Consider the following 17,306-nt stretch of genomic DNA (forward strand, 5'->3'; position numbering starts at 1 on the left):
GCTATCCGACCCTCCGCCGGGCCCCCCGTCGGGCGCCGCCCCCGCGCACGCAGTTCCGAATCGTAGATTCCGAATGTCAGTTCCGAGATGACCTTTGTTTCCATCCTCCTGGCGCTGATCGCCGAGCAGTTCCGGGCCCTGGGCCGCAACAACCCGATTCATGACATCGTCCGCGTGCTGGGCGAACGGGCCGAGCACGCGTTCGACACCGGACGCCGCCGCGATGCCGCGCTGGCGTGGCTCACCGTCGTGCTGCCGCTCACGCTTGCGGCCGTCATCGTCCATTACCTGCTCGCGTCGATCAGCGTGGCACTCACGCTCGCGTGGAATGTGCTGCTGCTGTACCTCACGCTCGGCTTCCGGCAGTTCAGCCACTATTTCACCGATATCCACGAAGCGCTCAACCGCGACGACGTGCTGACCGCGCGCACGCTGCTGGCCGAGTGGACGGGGCTCGAAACCATCGAGATGCCCGTGAGCGAGATCGTGCGCCATACGCTCGAAGCGGCCATCGTCGCCGTGCATCGCCATGTCTTCGGCGTGTTCTTCTGGTTTCTCGTGCCGATCGGCCCGGGCGGCGTGGTGCTCTATCGCGTGGCCGAGTATCTGGGCCGCCAGTGGAACCTGCCGTCCAACGAGCGCAGCCCCGCGCTCGGCCGCTTTGCCGCCCAGGCGTTCTATGTGCTGGACTGGGTCCCGTCCCGGCTGACCGCGATCGGTTTTGCGATCGTCGGCAATTTCGAGGACGCTGTGTACGCCTGGCGCAACCACGCGCGCAAGTGGAACGATGCCGTCAACGGGATCCTGCTTGCGAGCGGGGGCGGGGCGCTTGGCGTGCGGCTCGGCACGCCGCTGGCCGAGGACGACTCGAGCGTGATGCTGCGCACGAGCCTCGCCGGCGTCGATTACGCGCCGGGCATGGAGGATATCGGTCCGGATCCGGTACCGCCCGAGTTCGGCATGGAACCGGGCGTGCGCACGCTGCAGTCGGCCGTGGGGCTGGTCTGGCGCGCGGTGGTGCTGTGGATGCTGCTGCTGGCGATGCTGTCGCTGGCGCTGTGGGTGGGCTAGCGTCGGCGGACTAGACCTCGTTCATCCTGCCGCACCGCCAGCACGCGGCAAACTGGGCTTCATGCCACTCGTCGCAGGCCGCGCAATGCCAGCGCGGCCCGGGCGCGGGATTGGCGGCCGCATTGAGCACGGCCCACGCCTCCTTCTCGCTCGCGCTCTCGTGGATCCACACCTGCGGCGAACTCTCCTGAAACGGAATATCGCCGGCCGCGCCGGCCAGCCACGTGTTGCGCAACTCGGCGTCGATGCCCGCCGCGCGCAGCACGTTGCGGCAGTGCGCGGCATGAACCAGCGACGAGGCTCTCAACAGCAGTTTCACGGTCTTACCAGGGCTTCTGCTGACGCGATTCGTGGAGCAGCTGCGTGTAGAGCTCGTGCCGGCGCGGCGAGATCTCTCCCGCCTCGATGGCCGCCAGCACCCCGCAGCCGGGCTCGTTGATATGGTGGCAATTGTAGAACCGGCATTCGGTCAGGCGCGGCCGGAATTCCGGAAACGCCCGTTCGAGCATGCCTTCGCTCAGATGGTGCAGGCCGAATTCCTGAAACCCGGGCGAATCGATCAGGTAGCCGGGCCGGCCATCGACCGTCGCCCACGCGTCGGGCAAGTGATAGAGCCGCGTGAACGTGGTCGTGTGCTTGCCCGAGTCCAGCTTGGCGGAGATCTCGCGCGTCTGTGCTTCCACGCCCGGAATCAGCAGGTTCAGCAGCGAGGATTTGCCCATGCCCGACTGGCCGATCAGGATGCTGGAGACCCCGGCCGTGCGCGGCTGCAATTGCGCCAGCGCGTGGTCGGGCTGCGCGTGCACCGACAGCTCGAGCGTTTCGTAGCCGAGGTCGCGATAGAGCGCGAGCCGCCGCCGCGCGTCCTCGAGCCGGTCCGGCAGGTCGGTCTTGTTGAGGATCACGAGCGGCCGGATCTCGAGCGCTTCGGCCGAGACCAGCGCGCGGCCGAGCAGGTCTTCCGAGAAACTCGGCTCCGTGGCCAGCACGATGATGACCTGATCGATATTGGCCGCGAGCAGCTTCGACTTGAACTGGTCTGAACGGTGCAGCAGGTTGCGGCGCGGATCGACGGCCGCGATCACGCCCTGGTCGGCCGCGGCCCGCTCGATGCGCACATGGTCGCCCACCGCGCAGTCGCTCTTCTTGCCGCGCGGAAATGCATGCAGCCGCTCGCCGCCGGCAAGCTCGACGACGTAGTGCCGGCCATGCGCGGCGATGACGATGGCCGCTTCGGTACTGGAGCTGTTGCCGGTGCCCTTGCCGGCGTTGTGGTGGCGCGCGCTACGGGTCATGCGTGCGCCAGCAGCCGGTCGATCCGCTGGGCCGCGGGCGGGTGGGAATAGTAGAACGCGCTATAGAGCGGGTCGGGCGTCAGCGTGGACGCATTGTCCTTGTACAGCTTGACCAGCGCGGACACGAGGTGCCCCGCGTTGGTCTGGCTGGCCGCGAACTCGTCGGCCTCGAACTCGTGGCGGCGCGACGACTGGCTCGCGAGCGGGCCGAGCACGAACGTGAATACCGGCAGCGTGAGGAAGAACAGCACGAGCGCGAGCGCATGGTTGTCGCTGCCGAAGTTCGGCGCGACGCCCAGGCCCATGTAGAACCACGCGCGCGTCGACATCCAGCCGAGCACGCCGAGGAACACGAGCGACAGCACGAACGTGACCAGCATCATCTTGGCGATATGGCGGCGCTTGAAGTGGCCGAGCTCGTGCGCGAGCACCGCCTCGATTTCCTCGCCGTCCAGGCGTGCCAGCAGCGTGTCGAAGAACACGATGCGCTTGGCGGCGCCAAAGCCCGTGAAATACGCATTGCCGTGCGCGCTGCGGCGGCTGCCGTCCATTACGAACACGCCCTTGCTGGCAAAGCCGCACTTGCGCAGCAGCGCCTCGATGCGCGCGCGCAGGCTGTCGTCGTTCAGCGGCTCGAATTTGTTGAACAGCGGGGCAATGTAGGTCGGGGCGATGACATGCAGCAGCAGGCTGAACCCCACCCATAGCAGCCACGTCCAGGCCCACCAGTAGTCGCCCGTGCGGTCCATCAGCCAGAGCACGGCCAGCAGCAGCGGGGCGCCCAGCACGCACGCGACGGCCGTCATCTTGACGAGGTCCACGAGCCAGAGACCGAACGTCATCTTGTTGAAGCCGAAGCGCTGTTCGATGCCGAATTGCCCGTAGAGCGAAAAGGGCAGATCGACGAGGCCGCCGATCAGGGCGACGCTGGCGATCAGCGCGATGCCGTACGCATAACCGGGCCCGAACGCGCCGAGCCAGAACTCGTTGAGCCATTGCAGCCCGCCGAGCATGGTGAAGCCGATCAGCACCGCGGCGCTGGTCAGCACCTCGAGCATCGACAGGCGCGTGCGCGCCACCGTGTAGTCGGCGGCTTTCTGGTGCGCGGCCAGCGCGATGGTATCGGCAAAGCGGGCCGGGACGGCATGGCGGTGCTGCGCGACATGGCGGACCTGCCGGGCGGCGAGCCACAGCTTGGTTGCAACCATGATCACGAGCGCGGCGAGGAAAATCAGGGTGAACGTGGACATCGGCAAGGCCTTTGCGGGGGACGCCCGGCCCGACGCGCAAGTGCGCGGCCGGCCATTTTGGGCAGATATGCGAGAATTATAAGTTGTTCGTACCTTCCAAGCCGTCCCCGACCCCATGACACACGTAGCCAGCACCGCCTCCCCATCCGTCAAGAGCGAAAACAACCTGATCTGGCTGGATATGGAGATGACCGGGCTGCAGCCCGATACCGACCGCATCATCGAGATCGCGGTGGTCGTTACCGATTCCGAACTGAACATCCTGGCCGAGGGCCCGGTGCTCGTGATCCACCAGGAAGATGCCGTCCTCGACGGCATGGACAACTGGAACAAGGGCACCCATGGCCGTTCGGGCCTGATCGACAAGGTCAAGGCTTCCACGCTGACCGAAGCGCAGGCCGAAACGGAACTGCTGGCCTTTCTCAAGCGCTGGGTGCCGGCCAGCAAGTCGCCGATGTGCGGCAACTCGATCTGCCAGGACCGCCGCTTCATGGCGCGCTACATGCCCAAGCTGGAGGCGTTCTTCCACTACCGCAACCTCGACGTGTCCACGCTGAAGGAGCTTTGCAAGCGCTGGGAGCCGGCGATCCACAAGGGCTTTGTCAAGCGCCAGCTCCATACCGCGCTGGCCGACATCCTCGAGTCCGTGGAAGAACTGCGCTACTACCGCACGCACTTCATTCGCTCGTCGGCAGCGGAAGCCGCCGCCAGCGAGACGCCCGCCGCGCCTGCCGCACCCGCGGCCTGAGCTTCACCCGTCCTGTCGCGCGCCGGGCGGCCGGACCGGCTCGGCGCGCGTCGTCGTCATCCCGCACCTCTCCCCCATGTTCACGCGCATCGTCTCGATCATCACCCCAGTCATCCTGATCATCCTGATCGGCTGGATTTACGGACGACGCGCCCATCCGGACATGACGGGCATCAACCGCGCGACGCTCGATGTCATCGCGCCGCTGCTCGTGGTCTCCGCGTTCATCAGCAAGGACTTCGTGCTTGCCGACCAGCTCGTGCTGCTGGCCTGCGCGGTGGCGGTGGTGCTCGGGTCCGGGTTGCTGGCCTATGTGGCCGCGCGGCTGCTCGGCGCGGATCCGCGCACGTTCGTGCCGCCGATGATGTTCAACAACAGCGGCAACATGGGGCTGCCGTTGTCGGTCTTCGCGTTCGGGCCGGCCGGGCTGGCCCCCGCCGTGGCGCTGTTCGCGATGTCCAACCTCATGCATTTCACGATCGGCCTCAAGATCGTCAACCGGCATGCCTCGCTGGCGCAGATCGTGCGCAATCCGATGGTGCTCGCCACGGTGGCGGGCGTCGCGCTGTCGCTGGCCAAGCCGTGGTTCGCGCTGCCCGAGCCGATCTACGAATCGATCAAGCTGCTCGGCGATGCCACGGTGCCGCTGATGCTGTTCGCGCTCGGCGTGCGCATGAAGGACGTGAGCCTGCGCAACTGGGGAATGGGGATGTGGGGCGCCGCGGTCTGCCCGCTCGCGGGTATCGCGGTGGCGCTGCTGCTGGTGGCGCTGGTGCCGATGACCGACCTCCAGCGCGGGCTGCTGTTCGTGTTCGCGGCGCTGCCGCCCGCGGTGCTCAACTTCCTCGTGGCCGACCATTTCCGGCAGGAGCCGGATCAGGTGGCCTCGATCGTGCTGCTCGGCAATATCGCGGCCGTGGTCTTCGTGCCCATCGGGCTCTACCTCGGCCTGCGCTAGGCCGCGGTCGGGGCCCTTATTTCTGCCGGATCGCGTTCTTCGGGCGGAACGCCTTGACGATCGCCTCGTCGCATTCCATATACGGCCCGCCAATCAGGTCGATGCAGTAGGGGATCGCCGCAAACACGCCCTGCACGATGGGTTTGCCATCGGCATCGCGCAATCCTTCCAGCGTTTCCCGGATCGCGCGCGGCTGGCCGGGCAGGTTCACGATCAGCGCCGCGCGGCTCGCGGTCTCGCGGATCACGGCCACCTGCCGGGACAGGATCGCCGTCGGCACGAAATGCAGGCTCACCGCGCGCATCTGCTCGCCAAAACCGGGCATTTCCTTCGTGCCGACCGCCAGCGTGGCCTCGGGCGTCACGTCGCGCCGCGACGGGCCCGTGCCGCCGGTCGTCAGCACGAGGTCGCAGCCGGCCACATCGACCAGTTCGATCAGCGTGCGCGAGATCAGCGCCTGCTCGTCGGGAATCAGCTTCTCCACGGCCTGCCAGGGCGACGTCAGCGCCCGGCCGAGCCATTCGCGCAGCGCGGGGATGCCTTCGTCCTGATAGGTGCCGGCCGAGGCGCGGTCGGAGATCGAGACCAGGCCGACCACGAGCTCGTCGGGATGGCGGCGGCTCACGGGAGACGTGATCGGTGCGCTGCTGGGCTGCGTCATGCGTCGGACTCCGGGGAAGGGGGCTGGGCGGCGGCGGCCGCGTCCCTGGCGGCGTCCTTCTCCTCCAGCGCGGACTTGATGATCTGGAACAGCTCGCGGAACGACTTCGGCGGCTTGGCCATCTGCTGTTCCCGGCGGGCGTTGCGGATGGTGTTGCGCACGGCCTGTACGTCCACGCCGGGGTGCTCGCCGAGGAATTTGGTCAGCGACTCGTCGTCCGTCAGCAGCAGTTCGCGCCAGCGCTCGATCAGGTGCAGGCGGGCGGTTTCGGCCTTGCTGGTGCCCTTGAAACCTTCGAGGGCGCCGCGGATGGCGTCCACCTCGTCGTCTTCGAGGCCACGCATGACCTTGCCGACGAACTGCATCTGGCGCCGCTTGCCTTCGTGGCTGTTGATCTTGCGCGCCGCATGGATGGCGTCGGCCAGGGCCTCGGGCATCGGCACGCGCGCCAGGCGGTCCTTGGGCAGGGCCTCGAGCTCGACGCCCAGGTCCTGGAGCGCCGTCATGTCGCGTTTCTTCTGCGACTTGCTTTTCGGCGTGTCGTCGTCATCCGGCTCGGGGTTGAAGGCACCGAAGCGGGGATTGGAGGGATTGGATCGGCTACGGGTATTTCGCGTCATGGCGCGCATTTTATCTTGCTATGATTGTCGTTTGGACTTTAGCCGATACCCGCCCACATGGACACCTCTGCCGTTTCGCAACAAACCGCGCATTTCACCCACAGCCAGGACCAGCTTCGCGAGATGGCGGCCGACGTGCTGCGTATCGCGCGCGAACTCGGTGCCACCGACGCCGCGACGGAGATTTCCGAGGGTAGCGGGCTGTCGGTCACGGTGCGCAAGGGCCAGGTCGAGACCATCGAGCAGAACCGCGACAAGGTGGTGGGCGTGACCGTGATGATCGGCCAGCGCCGCGGCAATGCGAGCACGTCCGATTTCTCGCCGGCGGCGCTGCGCGCCACGGCCGAGGCCGCCTACAACATTGCGCGTTTCACCGCCGAGGACGATTGCGCGGGCCTCGCCGAGGAAGAGTTGCTCGAGCGTTCGCCGCGCGACCTCGATCTGTTCCATCCGTGGACCGTGACGGCCGAGGGCGCGATCGATATCGCGCGCCGCTCGGAGGCCGCCGCGTTCGCGGTATCGCCGAAGATCCGCAATAGCGACGGCGCGAGCGTATCCGCGCAGCATTCGCAGTTCGTGCTCGCCACCTCGCGCGGCTTCGTGGGCGGCTATCCGTATTCGCGCCATTTCATTTCGTGTGCGCCCATCGCCGGTTCGGGCGGTGGCATGCAGCGTGACGACTGGTATTCGTCCAAGCGTTCGCCGAAGGCGCTCGCGGCACCCGAGGACATCGGCCGCTATGCGGCGGAACGCGCGCTGGCCCGCCTGAATGCGCGCAAGCTTTCCACGCGCAAGTGCCCGGTCCTGTTCGAGGCCCCGCTCGCGGCGGGCCTGCTCGGTGCCTTCGTGCAGGCGGTCTCGGGCGGCGCGCTGTACCGCAAGTCCACGTTCCTGCACGACACGCTGGGCAAGGCCGTGTTCGCGCCGCATATCCAGATCCACGAGCAGCCGCACGTGCCGGGCGCGATGGGCAGCGCCCCGTTCGACGAGGAAGGCGTGCGCACCCATGCGCGCGACGTCGTGCGCGATGGTGTGGTCGAGGGCTATTTCCTGTCGACGTACTCGGCGCGCAAGCTCGGCATGAAGACCACCGGCAACGCCGGCGGCTCGCACAACCTGACGCTGACGAGCAACCTGACGAAGGCCGGCGACGACTTTGCCGCCATGCTGCGCAAGATGGGCACGGGTCTGCTGGTGACGGAACTGATGGGGCAGGGCGTGAACTACGTGACGGGCGATTATTCGCGCGGCGCGTCGGGCTACTGGGTGGAGAACGGCGTGATCCAGTACCCGGTGGAAGAAATCACGATCGCGGGCAGCATGCCCGAGATGTTCAGGCAGATCGTCGGCATCGGCGCGGACGCGCTGGTGCGGGGCACGAAGGAAACGGGCTCGATCCTGATCGAGCAGATGACGATCGCCGGCAATTGATGGTCGATTGCCCCTCGCCCTGCGGGGAGAGGGGCAATCTTGCTCCTCGCCGTTACTCCTCGCCCGAAGGCGGCCGCTCGTACTTCACGAACGCATAATCGAAGCCATTGGCTTCCGAATGATGCGTCTCGCGCGACAACTCGACCCACTTCGCAAGATCGACCGCGGGAAACACCGCGTCGCCCTCGATATCGGCATCGATTTCGGTCACATATAGCCGATCGGCGCTGGGCAGCGCCTCCGCATACAGCTGCGCGCCCCCGATCAGAAACACCTGCTCCACGCCGACGCACAACCGCTGCGCATCCTCGAGCGAGCCGACCACGTCGGCCCCGTCGAGCCGCAGCGCCGCATTGCGGCTCACGACGATATTGCGGCGGCCCGGCAGCGGCCGGCCGATCGAATCCCAGGTCTTGCGCCCCATGATGACGGGCGCCCCCATGGTCGTGCGTTTGAAATAGGCCAGATCCTCGGGCAACCGCCACGGCAGCGTGTTGTCGCGGCCAATGGTGCCGTTGCGCGCGCGCGCAACGATCAACGTCAACAGCGTCATGCGTCCAGCCCCACCGTCAGGTCGTCACGGCCGGCGAACGACAGCCGGCCACGCCATTGCTGACCCGCCTCCAGCGCCACAGGCCCCACCAGCGCGCCGGTCGTCACGATCTCGCCCGCCTCGATCGGCGCGGACAGTCCGGCGGCGATCTCGATCGCGGCCGCCAGCGACACCAGCGGATTGCCCATCACGTTCACCGCGCCACCGGGCAGCACGGTCTCGCCGACCCGCAGCGTGGCCGTGATGCCGGCGAACGTCGCCGGCGTCAGCGGCGGCAACCCGGCCAGCGCGATCGGCTCGCCAAGCAGCAGCGACGCATGCGCGCCGAAGTCGCAGAGGATCGTCGCGGGCGAACCGATCGCCGGATCGACGTGTCCATCGACGACCTCGATCGCCGGTGCCACCCAATCGACGCAGTCGATCAGCGCTTCCAGCGATTGCCCCGCAACGGGCGTGGCCTTGAGCCGGAACGCGAGCTCGAGCTCGATACGCGGCGCATGCAGCGTGGTCCAGGGCACGGCCACGGTGTCGCCCGCGCCGTTCACCACGGTCTGCGCGTAGACATGCGCGACGATCGGCGCATCGATGCCGAGCTTGCCCCACGTCGCGGTATTGGTGCAGCCGATCTTGCGGCCCACGGGCCGCAGCCCGCCGGCCACCAGGCGCTCGTGCAAGGCACGGCCCGCGCGATATCCATTGGCAATATCGATGTTGCGCAGCAGCGCCGAGGTCTCGGCATCCACGGTGCCGCGCGCCGTTTGCGCGCGTTGAAACGCTGCCGCCATGCCGGCCAGCGCGTCCGGCGTCAATGTCTTCTGGGTCATGGTCATACGGCCACCGGCGCCTTGATCGCGGGATGCGATTCGTAGCCGACGAGCTCGAAGTCCTCGTAGCGATAGTCGAAGATGCTGTCCGGCTTGCGCAGGATCTTCAGTCGCGGCAGCGCCATCGGTTCGCGCGACAGCTGCGTGCGTACCTGCTCGAGGTGATTGCTGTACAGGTGGCAGTCGCCGCCCGTCCACACGAAGTCGCCGACGTCGAGGCCCGTCTGCTGCGCGACCATATGCGTCAGCAGCGCGTAGCTCGCGATATTGAACGGCACGCCGAGGAAGATATCGGCGCTGCGCTGGTAGAGCTGGCAGGAGAGCCGGCCGTCGGCCACATAGAACTGGAAGAACGCATGGCAGGGCGGCAGCTTCATCTGCGGAATCTCGCCGACGTTCCAGGCGGAGACGATCAGCCGGCGCGAATCGGGCGTCTTGCGGATCTGCTCGACCACCTGCGCGATCTGGTCGATATGCTCGCCATTGGGCGCGGGCCAGTTACGCCACTGGTAACCGTAGATCGGACCGAGCTCGCCTTGCGGGTCGGCCCATTCGTCCCAGATCGAGACGCCGTTGTCCTGCAGGTACTTCACATTGGTGGAGCCCTGGAGGAACCACAGCAGCTCGTGAATGATCGACTTCAGGTGCAGCTTCTTGGTGGTGACCACCGGGAAGCCCTCGCGCAGATCGAAGCGCATCTGGTAGCCGAACACCGAGCGGGTGCCTGTCCCAGTGCGGTCGGACTTTTCGGTGCCATGCTCGTAAACATGGCGCATGAAGTCGAGATATTGTTTCATCGGCGCGGAATAAGGGGGTAAACGAGACGGGGGCCTCAGCGGCCCCCGTCGCACAGCGGATATTCTATCCCGATCAGTGGCCGGTCACGGCCTCACCGCTCTCCGCACGATCGCCCCGGCGCTTCTGTGCCAGGTAGCCGGCACCGAGCACACCGCCGACGAACACGACATACATCGCCCACAGCGCCACCGGATACTGGACGAAGAAGTCCTTGATCAGCGGCTCGTGCGAGACCATCTTGACGGCGGTGAACGCCAGCACGCCGGAGCCGACGTAGATGATCACCGGGAAGCGCGCCATCAGCTTGAGCACGAGGCTCGAACCCCAGACCACGATCGGGATGCTGATCAGCAGGCCCAGCACCACGAGCAGGAAGCTGCCGTGCGCGGCGCCGGCCACGGCCAGCACGTTATCCACGCCCATCACCGCGTCGGCGATGATGATCGTCTTCATCGCGCCGACCAGCGTGCTCGCGCCCGCGCCATGCTCGTCGCCGTTATCGTCGGCCGACAGCAGCTTGTAGGCGATCCAGACCAGCGCCAGGCCGCCAACCAGCAGCAGACCGGGGATCTTGAGCAGCCAGACCACGCCGATGGTCATCGCGGAACGGACGACCACGGCACCGATGGTGCCCCAGATGATGGCTTTTTTCTGCAGGTGCGGCGGGAGATTGCGCGCCGCCAGCGCGATCACGATGGCATTGTCGCCAGCGAGAACCAGGTCGATGACGACGATCGACAGCAGCGCCGTCAGGAACTGCATCGTGAACAGATCGGTGAACCACTCCATGAATTGACACTCCTCAGGTGCGAATAACGCTTGGTTTATCGCCTGGGATCATGGAGAACTGCGGGAGACACACGAGGTGTGGGAGCCGCGCCTTTGCAAACCATGAAACCAGGTTGCAAAGGTCTTGCTCGACGGCTGCCGCGGAATGCGCGTCAGTGTCAGCACAACCGGAGACGGCAGATTTTGGCCGCGTCTCGGAATGACGATTGTGCTAAGGGCATCGGCCCCCAAGCTACTCCCCTTTGAAGGGACGCGATTTTTGTGATCGCGCTGGAGCGGATTATAAGCGAACTTTTTCAGGAAATGTTGCGCCGCATTCGCCCGGATGTGGTGAAAAAAGCACGCATCGAGTTTGTAAGCCGATGCAAACGACTCGGCACGCCTCAGGATATACACCTATGCTTGTGAGATTGGCATCGGCAGGTACGCTTCAGACCACACAGAAGCGGACCCCTTCGCCGCCGCGCCTGCCGGTCAGCGCGGTCTGTTCCAGGGATTCATGTAGTGCCCCATCGACAACAAGGACAATGTCATGCCGGCCTCAACGACACCGCTGAACCCGACACCTTCCCGCACCGCCCCGCATCGCCCGCACAACCACACCGCTCCCCAGGAATCCCACGCGACGAATGGCCACGCCTCCAACGGTCACCAGGGCGGCGCCGTGGTGCCGCTCGGCAACGGCCATGCACATGCGAAGGCGGGTCTTCAGCCACAGTTCGTCCAGCAGTATCGCGAGGACAGCGGCGCGCTCCGCGACGAGATCGTCGCGGGCCTGAACCGGCCGCAGGCGGGCATCAGCCCGAAATTCTTCTACGACGTCCTGGGCTCGCGGCTGTTCGAAGCCATCACCGATCTGCCCGAGTACTACCCCACCCGTACCGAGGCCTCGATCTTCGCGGCGGCGTCGCCGGCCATTGCCGCGCGCGCGGGCAGCGGCTGCGTGCTGATCGACCTCGGCGCCGGCAACTGCGAGAAGGCCGCCCGCATGTTCGGCAGCCTGCAGCCCGCCCAGTACGTGGCCGTGGATATCTCGGTGGAGTTTCTGCGCGATACGCTCACCGGCCTCCAGCAGCAGCATCCGCAGATCCCGATGCTCGGGCTCGGCGCCGATCTGTGCAGTCCCCTCGATCTGCCGTCCAGCGTCCGGCGCGGACGGCGGCTGTTCTTCTACCCGGGCTCGAGCATCGGCAATTTCGCGCCGATGGACGCGCTGGCGCTGCTTCAGCGGCTGCGCGGCGTGGCCGGGCGCGGCGATGGCGTGCTGATCGGCGTGGACCTGCACAAGGACGCGGACACGCTGGTGGCCGCCTATGACGACGCGCTGGGCGTGACCGCCGCGTTCAACCGCAACGTGCTGCGCAATCTCAACCGTATCGTCGGCAGCGACTTTGCGGTGGCCGACTGGCGCCACGAGGCGAGCTTCGATCGCGAGGCCTCGCGCGTGCAGATGCATCTGGCCGCCACGCGCGACGTGCGGGTGCGCTGGCCGGGCGGCGAGCGCGCGTTCGCGGCGGGCGAGCGCATCCATACCGAGGATTCATACAAGTACCGGCCCGACGATTTCTCGCTGCTGCTGGAGGCCGCGGGATTCACCGATCCGGTGTGCTGGACCGATCCGCGCGGCTGGTTCGCGGTGTTCCACGCGCGCGGGTGATGCGGCGGAACGCCGTCGCGCAGTAACCTGACCGGCAGGTCGGAAAAGCAGTACGAAAAAGCGGGGCCCGGGGCGCGATGTCATAATTCGCGCAGCCCGGGCTTTCGTGCGTCCGTGCGCGGACGCCATATTCGGCAATCTTTTCACCTTTCTCGGACGGATGCTTCGATGAGCGGCTTCTCCATGCTTCCCGATCTCTTCTTTACTGGCGGCCAGGCGGCCTGGGCCGATGCCCGCCGGCTGCCGCGCGAGGGATTGGCGCAGGCACTGGTCGAGGCCCGCAACCGCACGCTTGGCTGGCTCGCCGCTTTCGGCCAGACGCGCCGGGGCTGGCAGGTGGACCGGCAGTACGACTGCAATCCGCCGTTATGGACGCTGGGCCATATCGCGTGGCACGCCGAATGGTGGTGTCTGCGCGGCGTGCACGAGCTCGAGCACGGTGGCCTGCGGCTGCCCGTGGCGCGCGAGCCGTCCCGGCTCGACGGCGCCGACGAATGGTTCGATCCCGAGCGCATCGGTCCCGACGAACGCTGGGAGATCGCGCTGCCGGATGTCGCCGTGGTCAAGCAGTACGCGGCCGATGTGCTCGACGGCCTCCTGCGCCGTATCGCGCTGCTGCCGGACGACAACGACGACACGCTCTATCCCTTCCGCCGCGCGCTGTTCCACGAGGATGCACAGGGCGAGACCATCGCCGCGCTGCTGCAGGCGCTCGATATGGCGCCCGTGGGCCCGGCCACGCCCGCGCCGGCGCTGACGGCCGGCTATGCGGGCACGCTGCATTTTCCCGGTGGGCGCTTCGTGCAGGGATGGAGCGACGCGGACGGGTTTGCCTTGCCCGACGAACTGCCGCCGCAGCAGACGTACGTGCCCGCGTTCGAGATGGACGCGGCGCTCGTCACCAACGCGCACTTCCTGGACTTCGTGGAGGACCGCGGCTACGAGCACCCCGCGTGGTGGTCGGCGGCGGGACGCCAGTGGCTGATGACGCAGGAGCGCTCGGCGCCGCGCTACTGGTCGCGGCACCCCGAGACGCGCGCCTGGATGGTGTCGCGCTTCGGCACGCTGCGCACGCTCAATCCCGACGAGCCCGTGCGTCACGTCACGCTGTACGAGGCGCAGGCCTGGTGCGTGTGGGCCGGGCGCCGGCTGCCGGCCGAGGTCGAGTGGGAACTCGCGGCCACGCAGAACCGCGGGCTGCAGTGGGGCGCGCTGCGCGAGTGGACCGCCACGCCCTACGAACCGTACGCGGGTTTCGAGGCGAGCCCCGTCGATGCCGAGATCGTGGGGCGGTTTGCCACGCATCAGGTCACGCGCGGCGTCTCGTTCGCGAGCGCGCCGCGCCAGCGCCATACGCGCGCGCGCACGGCGCTGCTGCCCGAGGACGACGTGTCGTTCGTGGGCTTCCGCAGCTGCGCGCTGTAAAAGCCGAACGTAAACGACAACGGGCGCCCGATCTCTCGGGCGCCCGTTGTCTGTCCATCGCCCGTGTTACCCACGGGCGGGAGGCTTAACGCTCGTAGCGCGAGCGGCTGTTGCGCTGGCCGCCGAAGCCGCCGCCGCTGTTGCCACCGCCGAAGCCACCACGATTGCCGTCGCGCTGACCGCCTTCGCGGTTGCCGAAGCTGCGGTTACCGTCACGGTTGCCATCGCGGTTGCCAAAGCTGCGGTCACCGAAATTGCGATCACCGAACGTGCGTTGCTGGCCCTGGCCCTGGCCTTGACCCTGGCCACGGTAGCCACCGGTGCCGCGATCGCCGAAGCCGCCTGCATTGCCACGGTCGCCGAAACCGCGGTTCTCGCCGCGATCGCCGAAGCCGCCCGCATTGCCACGGTCGCCGAAGCCGCGGCTCTCGCCGCCGAAGCGACGCTCGCCGCCGCCATTGCGGTCGCCGAAATTACGGTCGCCAAAGGTGCGCTCGCCGCCGTTGTTGCCACGGTAGCCGCCACCATTGCCGCGGTAGCCGCCGCCGTTGCCGCCACGCGGGCCGCCCGGCTTGCCGCCGAAGCCCTGACGGGGCTTGGGCGTGCGACGCGGTTCCAGGCCTTCGATGACCGAAGCGTCGATGCGGTTGTTCGTGAAGCGCTCGATGCGGCGCCACTGGAACACGTCACCGTGGTTCACGAGGTTGATCGCGATGCCCGAGCGTCCCGCGCGGCCGGTACGGCCGATACGGTGCACGTAGTCCTCGGCCTGCTTGGGCAGGTCGAAGTTCACCACGTGGGTGATATCGGGCACGTCGATGCCGCGCGCGGCCACATCGGTCGCCACGAGCACGCGCAGGTTGCCGCGGCGCAGGGCCGTCAGCGTGCGGTTGCGCGCGCCTTGCGTCATGTCGCCGTGCAGGGCGCCAGCCGAGAAGCCGGTGTCCGACAGGCGTTCCGCGAGCGAGTCCGCGTCGCGCTTGGTCGCCGTGAACACGATGGCCTGCTTCAGCGAGGCATCGCGCAGCAGATGGTCGAGCAGGCGCTCCTTGTGCGACATGTCGTCGGTGTAGTGCAGGCGCTGTTCGATGTTGCTCTGGTCGGCGCGCACGGCGGCGATCTCGATGCGCTGCGGGTCGCGCAGCTGGCGCGAAGCCAGTTGGGCGATGCGGGCGTCGAGCGTGGCCGAGAACATCAGCGTCTGGCGCGAGGCCGGCGTGGCCGCGACGATCGCGTCGATGTCGTCGGCAAAGCCCATGTCCAGCATGCGGTCGGCTTCGTCGAACACGAGCATGTCGAGTTGCGACAGATCGATGCGGCCGGCTTCGATATGGTCGAGCAGGCGGCCCGGCGTGGCCACGAGGATGTCAGGCATCTTCGAGAGCATCGCGAGCTGCTTCGGGTAGGGCATGCCGCCCAGGATGCTCGCGCACACGATGCGGCGCAGATAGCGGCCGTACTTGGCGGCGGCTTCCGTCACCTGCAGTGCGAGTTCGCGCGTCGGCGTCAGCACGAGCAGCGACGGCTGCGCGGGCGACGGACGGGGGCGCTTACCCTTGATGCGCTTGGTCGGTTCTTCGGCACGCGGGCGGTTGGGCGCGGGCTTCTCGCTGATGCGCTGGATCGCGGGCAGCATGAACGCGGCGGTCTTGCCCGAGCCGGTCTGGCTCGAGACCAGCAGGTCGCGGCCGGCGATAAATGCGGGAATGGCCTGCGCCTGGACCGGCGTCGGCGTGTTGTAGTTGGCGTCGCTCAGCGCGCGCAGGATGGCGGCGTCGAGGCCGAGCAAGGCAAAGCCGTTCGGTGCGGCGTCGGTGGCGTCAGCGGCCGGGGCAGCTTGTTCGCCGGCAACAGGCGCGTCGCCGTTGAGCATCGCGTCGAGCTTGTCGAGCGGGCTCTGCGTGGCGGCGGCGGTGTCTTGCGAAATCGTCGAGATAGTCGTGTCGGCGGAGGCAATATCTTGCTCCGCACGGAAATCGTGCTGGGTCATGTCGTAGGTTTTCAGTGATGCATTCACCCCGGCGTTTCGGAACACGGGGTGGGCGCGATGGGCGAACCCAAGGTCAAAGTCTTAAAAAGGCTTCGGCGCCAATCGGTGAGGCCGTTCGACAGACTCAGCAGTGTGCTGTGGGCTGTGAATACGGCGGCAGGCAGGGGCGCGCGGAAAATCCGGGCGGGTCCCTGACAGGCAAACAGCTCCAGAATGCGGGCTGTTCGGAACAGGATCGGAGACGAGGCAACGGGCGGTGAGCGGTGCGATCTGGCCGGCACCTGTCTCGAATGTTGCGTGGACAGAAGCAGGGGGCAGAGCTTGGGAGGGCTGCGGATACGCCATGGCTTGGAAACTTCAGCGGGCGCGGTGCGGAACTCACAGTGCGAAACTCACGGCGCGAAGTATATCAGAAGACTCCGGATCATGTTGCACTGCGAAACGTAAGCAGATGTGTCCGAAGCGGACTTGAAAGCAAAGCCGGGCTTTCTATACTGGGAAACGCGAGCACACAGTGCCCGCCCGGGGCGGACGATAACGTGTCCCGCCGATCTCCTTCGGCAACCAGCGTTGCCGTTCGGTGCCGGGATTGCGGTCATTTGTCGTCGGTATGGGTAGGTCCGACTGTCCGGGTGGTCCGGACGGCCGTCCAGGGATGGACGCAAGGTACCAAAGCTTCACACTCATCGCGACGCAGGAAATGACCGGAATTTGCCGGTGACGTGACCCAGGCGATCCGGGCCCGTCCGCAACCACAAAGCCCGCCAATCTCTTGGCGGGCTTTTCTTTTCCACAGTGACTTTTCCACGACTCGCATGCGAGCCGGCATACGTGCGTCTATTCGCGCGGTGGTACGCCGGCCACCCGTTCCTGCCCTGCAATCGATGGGTCCGCCGGAAGTCCCTTGCCGGGCACTCCCCGCGGATACTGGACGAGTCGCGTCACATGCGCGTGACGGAAAGACTGCCAGCGTGGCGAGCCTGCCGCGCGCGCGCCGCCCATGATGGCGGACATCGCCTCGCGGTCGAGGTCAACGTTTTCCGACAAATCCCTGATGACGATCACTGCCATGGCGTTCTCCAGCATGGGGACCGTGTCGCGCGCGGCAGGCGCGCCGTGGCGACGGCGCCGGGGCAGGCGCGGGTCCACTCCAGTATAGGCAAGCGGGGGGGGGGGGGGGGCAGGGGGGGCCCCCCCCCCCCCCGGGGGGGGGGACCCCCCCCCCCCGGTGGGCCC

17 protein-coding genes are annotated in these 17,306 nt (G+C 67.1%); 6 read left to right on the plus strand and 11 right to left on the minus strand.

What is annotated here, in order from left to right:
- Positions 1 to 87 precede the first annotated feature (87 nt).
- Positions 88 to 1,071, plus strand: a complete 984-nt coding sequence (locus AAHB16_RS32320; RefSeq protein ID WP_150372442.1) for a CobD/CbiB family protein — start codon at positions 88 to 90, stop codon at positions 1,069 to 1,071.
- A 10-nt stretch (positions 1,072 to 1,081) separates the two neighbouring features.
- Here the strand turns inward: AAHB16_RS32320 and AAHB16_RS32325 are convergent, their stop codons facing one another.
- Genes AAHB16_RS32325 through AAHB16_RS32335 form a run of 3 tightly spaced genes read right to left on the minus strand, consistent with a single transcriptional unit; the run spans position 1,082 to position 3,616 of the window.
- Positions 1,082 to 1,390 carry a putative signal transducing protein gene (locus tag AAHB16_RS32325; protein ID WP_150372441.1) on the minus strand — a complete coding sequence of 103 codons (309 nt, stop codon included), beginning with the start codon at positions 1,388 to 1,390 and terminating at the stop codon, positions 1,082 to 1,084.
- Positions 1,391 to 1,394: 4 nt separating this feature from the next.
- The gene (rsgA, locus tag AAHB16_RS32330) at positions 1,395 to 2,366 is read right to left on the minus strand and encodes a ribosome small subunit-dependent GTPase A (RefSeq protein ID WP_342052906.1); all 972 of its coding nucleotides are present in this window, start codon (positions 2,364 to 2,366) and stop codon (positions 1,395 to 1,397) included.
- Complete coding sequence (locus AAHB16_RS32335; RefSeq protein WP_342052907.1) at positions 2,363 to 3,616, minus strand: M48 family metallopeptidase; 1,254 nt, start codon at positions 3,614 to 3,616, stop codon at positions 2,363 to 2,365. Before AAHB16_RS32335 ends, rsgA begins: the two co-directional genes overlap by 4 nt.
- 115 nt (positions 3,617 to 3,731) lie before the next feature.
- Between AAHB16_RS32335 and orn the strand changes: the two genes are divergently transcribed.
- Both orn and AAHB16_RS32345 read left to right on the plus strand, forming a co-directional pair.
- On the plus strand, positions 3,732 to 4,364 hold the full coding sequence (gene orn, locus AAHB16_RS32340; RefSeq protein ID WP_150372438.1) for an oligoribonuclease: 633 nt from the start codon (positions 3,732 to 3,734) through the stop codon (positions 4,362 to 4,364).
- 76 nt (positions 4,365 to 4,440) lie between these two features.
- The gene (locus AAHB16_RS32345) at positions 4,441 to 5,322 is read left to right on the plus strand and encodes an AEC family transporter (RefSeq protein WP_150372437.1); all 882 of its coding nucleotides are present in this window, start codon (positions 4,441 to 4,443) and stop codon (positions 5,320 to 5,322) included.
- A gap of 16 nt (positions 5,323 to 5,338) precedes the next feature.
- Here AAHB16_RS32345 and mog read toward each other — a convergent pair whose 3' ends face one another.
- Together mog and yjgA are read right to left on the minus strand one after the other, a co-directional pair.
- The gene (gene mog / locus AAHB16_RS32350) at positions 5,339 to 5,983 is read right to left on the minus strand and encodes a molybdopterin adenylyltransferase (RefSeq protein ID WP_342052908.1); all 645 of its coding nucleotides are present in this window, start codon (positions 5,981 to 5,983) and stop codon (positions 5,339 to 5,341) included.
- Positions 5,980 to 6,603, minus strand: a complete 624-nt coding sequence (gene yjgA, locus AAHB16_RS32355) for a ribosome biogenesis factor YjgA (protein ID WP_342052913.1) — start codon at positions 6,601 to 6,603, stop codon at positions 5,980 to 5,982. The genes mog and yjgA overlap by 4 nt, the downstream gene beginning before the upstream one ends.
- A 57-nt stretch (positions 6,604 to 6,660) precedes the next feature.
- Here yjgA and pmbA point away from each other — a divergent pair, with 57 nt between their 5' ends.
- Positions 6,661 to 8,034: a metalloprotease PmbA gene (gene pmbA, locus AAHB16_RS32360; RefSeq protein ID WP_342052909.1), complete on the plus strand. Its 1,374-nt coding sequence runs from the start codon at positions 6,661 to 6,663 to the stop codon at positions 8,032 to 8,034.
- Between the two features lie 52 nt (positions 8,035 to 8,086).
- On the opposite strand, the gene AAHB16_RS32365 is transcribed toward pmbA, so the two are convergent.
- From AAHB16_RS32365 to AAHB16_RS32380, 4 genes are all read right to left on the minus strand, one after another.
- Positions 8,087 to 8,587: a dihydrofolate reductase gene (locus AAHB16_RS32365; protein ID WP_150372433.1), complete on the minus strand. Its 501-nt coding sequence runs from the start codon at positions 8,585 to 8,587 to the stop codon at positions 8,087 to 8,089.
- Positions 8,584 to 9,417, minus strand: coding sequence for a 2-keto-4-pentenoate hydratase (locus AAHB16_RS32370; RefSeq protein WP_342052910.1), 834 nt, complete (start codon positions 9,415 to 9,417; stop codon positions 8,584 to 8,586). The genes AAHB16_RS32365 and AAHB16_RS32370 overlap by 4 nt, the downstream gene beginning before the upstream one ends.
- Positions 9,414 to 10,208 carry a thymidylate synthase gene (locus AAHB16_RS32375; protein ID WP_150372431.1) on the minus strand — a complete coding sequence of 265 codons (795 nt, stop codon included), beginning with the start codon at positions 10,206 to 10,208 and terminating at the stop codon, positions 9,414 to 9,416. Before AAHB16_RS32375 ends, AAHB16_RS32370 begins: the two co-directional genes overlap by 4 nt.
- 73 nt (positions 10,209 to 10,281) lie before the next feature.
- On the minus strand, positions 10,282 to 10,998 hold the full coding sequence (locus tag AAHB16_RS32380) for a TerC family protein (RefSeq protein WP_150372430.1): 717 nt from the start codon (positions 10,996 to 10,998) through the stop codon (positions 10,282 to 10,284).
- Between the two features lie 532 nt (positions 10,999 to 11,530).
- Here AAHB16_RS32380 and egtD point away from each other — a divergent pair.
- On the plus strand, positions 11,531 to 12,655 hold the full coding sequence (gene egtD, locus AAHB16_RS32385; protein ID WP_150372429.1) for an L-histidine N(alpha)-methyltransferase: 1,125 nt from the start codon (positions 11,531 to 11,533) through the stop codon (positions 12,653 to 12,655).
- Between the two features lie 168 nt (positions 12,656 to 12,823).
- Positions 12,824 to 14,080, plus strand: a complete 1,257-nt coding sequence (locus AAHB16_RS32390) for an SUMF1/EgtB/PvdO family nonheme iron enzyme (protein WP_342052911.1) — start codon at positions 12,824 to 12,826, stop codon at positions 14,078 to 14,080.
- 85 nt (positions 14,081 to 14,165) lie between these two features.
- Here the strand turns inward: AAHB16_RS32390 and AAHB16_RS32395 are convergent, their stop codons facing one another.
- Both AAHB16_RS32395 and AAHB16_RS32400 read right to left on the minus strand, forming a co-directional pair.
- Positions 14,166 to 16,070 carry a DEAD/DEAH box helicase gene (locus AAHB16_RS32395; RefSeq protein ID WP_342052912.1) on the minus strand — a complete coding sequence of 635 codons (1,905 nt, stop codon included), beginning with the start codon at positions 16,068 to 16,070 and terminating at the stop codon, positions 14,166 to 14,168.
- Positions 16,071 to 16,907: 837 nt separating this feature from the next.
- Positions 16,908 to 17,141, minus strand: coding sequence for a hypothetical protein (locus AAHB16_RS32400; protein ID WP_150372426.1), 234 nt, complete (start codon positions 17,139 to 17,141; stop codon positions 16,908 to 16,910).
- Positions 17,142 to 17,306 lie beyond the last annotated feature (165 nt).

Origin of the sequence: Cupriavidus sp. OTU4054 (assembly GCF_038440175.1) — a bacterium.
Classification (GTDB): Bacteria; Pseudomonadota; Gammaproteobacteria; order Burkholderiales; family Burkholderiaceae; genus Cupriavidus; species Cupriavidus pauculus_D.

Coding starts and splice junctions, on each gene's coding strand:
- AAHB16_RS32320 (WP_150372442.1), top strand. CDS start 88: ATGACCTTTGTTTCCATCCTCCTGGCGCTGATCGCCGAGCAGTTCCGG.
- rsgA (WP_342052906.1), bottom strand. CDS start 2,366: ATGACCCGTAGCGCGCGCCACCACAACGCCGGCAAGGGCACCGGCAAC.
- AAHB16_RS32335 (WP_342052907.1), bottom strand. CDS start 3,616: ATGTCCACGTTCACCCTGATTTTCCTCGCCGCGCTCGTGATCATGGTT.
- orn (WP_150372438.1), top strand. CDS start 3,732: ATGACACACGTAGCCAGCACCGCCTCCCCATCCGTCAAGAGCGAAAAC.
- AAHB16_RS32345 (WP_150372437.1), top strand. CDS start 4,441: ATGTTCACGCGCATCGTCTCGATCATCACCCCAGTCATCCTGATCATC.
- mog (WP_342052908.1), bottom strand. CDS start 5,983: ATGACGCAGCCCAGCAGCGCACCGATCACGTCTCCCGTGAGCCGCCGC.
- yjgA (WP_342052913.1), bottom strand. CDS start 6,603: ATGACGCGAAATACCCGTAGCCGATCCAATCCCTCCAATCCCCGCTTC.
- pmbA (WP_342052909.1), top strand. CDS start 6,661: ATGGACACCTCTGCCGTTTCGCAACAAACCGCGCATTTCACCCACAGC.
- AAHB16_RS32365 (WP_150372433.1), bottom strand. CDS start 8,587: ATGACGCTGTTGACGTTGATCGTTGCGCGCGCGCGCAACGGCACCATT.
- AAHB16_RS32370 (WP_342052910.1), bottom strand. CDS start 9,417: ATGACCATGACCCAGAAGACATTGACGCCGGACGCGCTGGCCGGCATG.
- AAHB16_RS32375 (WP_150372431.1), bottom strand. CDS start 10,208: ATGAAACAATATCTCGACTTCATGCGCCATGTTTACGAGCATGGCACC.
- AAHB16_RS32380 (WP_150372430.1), bottom strand. CDS start 10,998: ATGGAGTGGTTCACCGATCTGTTCACGATGCAGTTCCTGACGGCGCTG.
- egtD (WP_150372429.1), top strand. CDS start 11,531: ATGCCGGCCTCAACGACACCGCTGAACCCGACACCTTCCCGCACCGCC.
- AAHB16_RS32390 (WP_342052911.1), top strand. CDS start 12,824: ATGAGCGGCTTCTCCATGCTTCCCGATCTCTTCTTTACTGGCGGCCAG.
- AAHB16_RS32395 (WP_342052912.1), bottom strand. CDS start 16,070: ATGACCCAGCACGATTTCCGTGCGGAGCAAGATATTGCCTCCGCCGAC.
- AAHB16_RS32400 (WP_150372426.1), bottom strand. CDS start 17,141: ATGGCAGTGATCGTCATCAGGGATTTGTCGGAAAACGTTGACCTCGAC.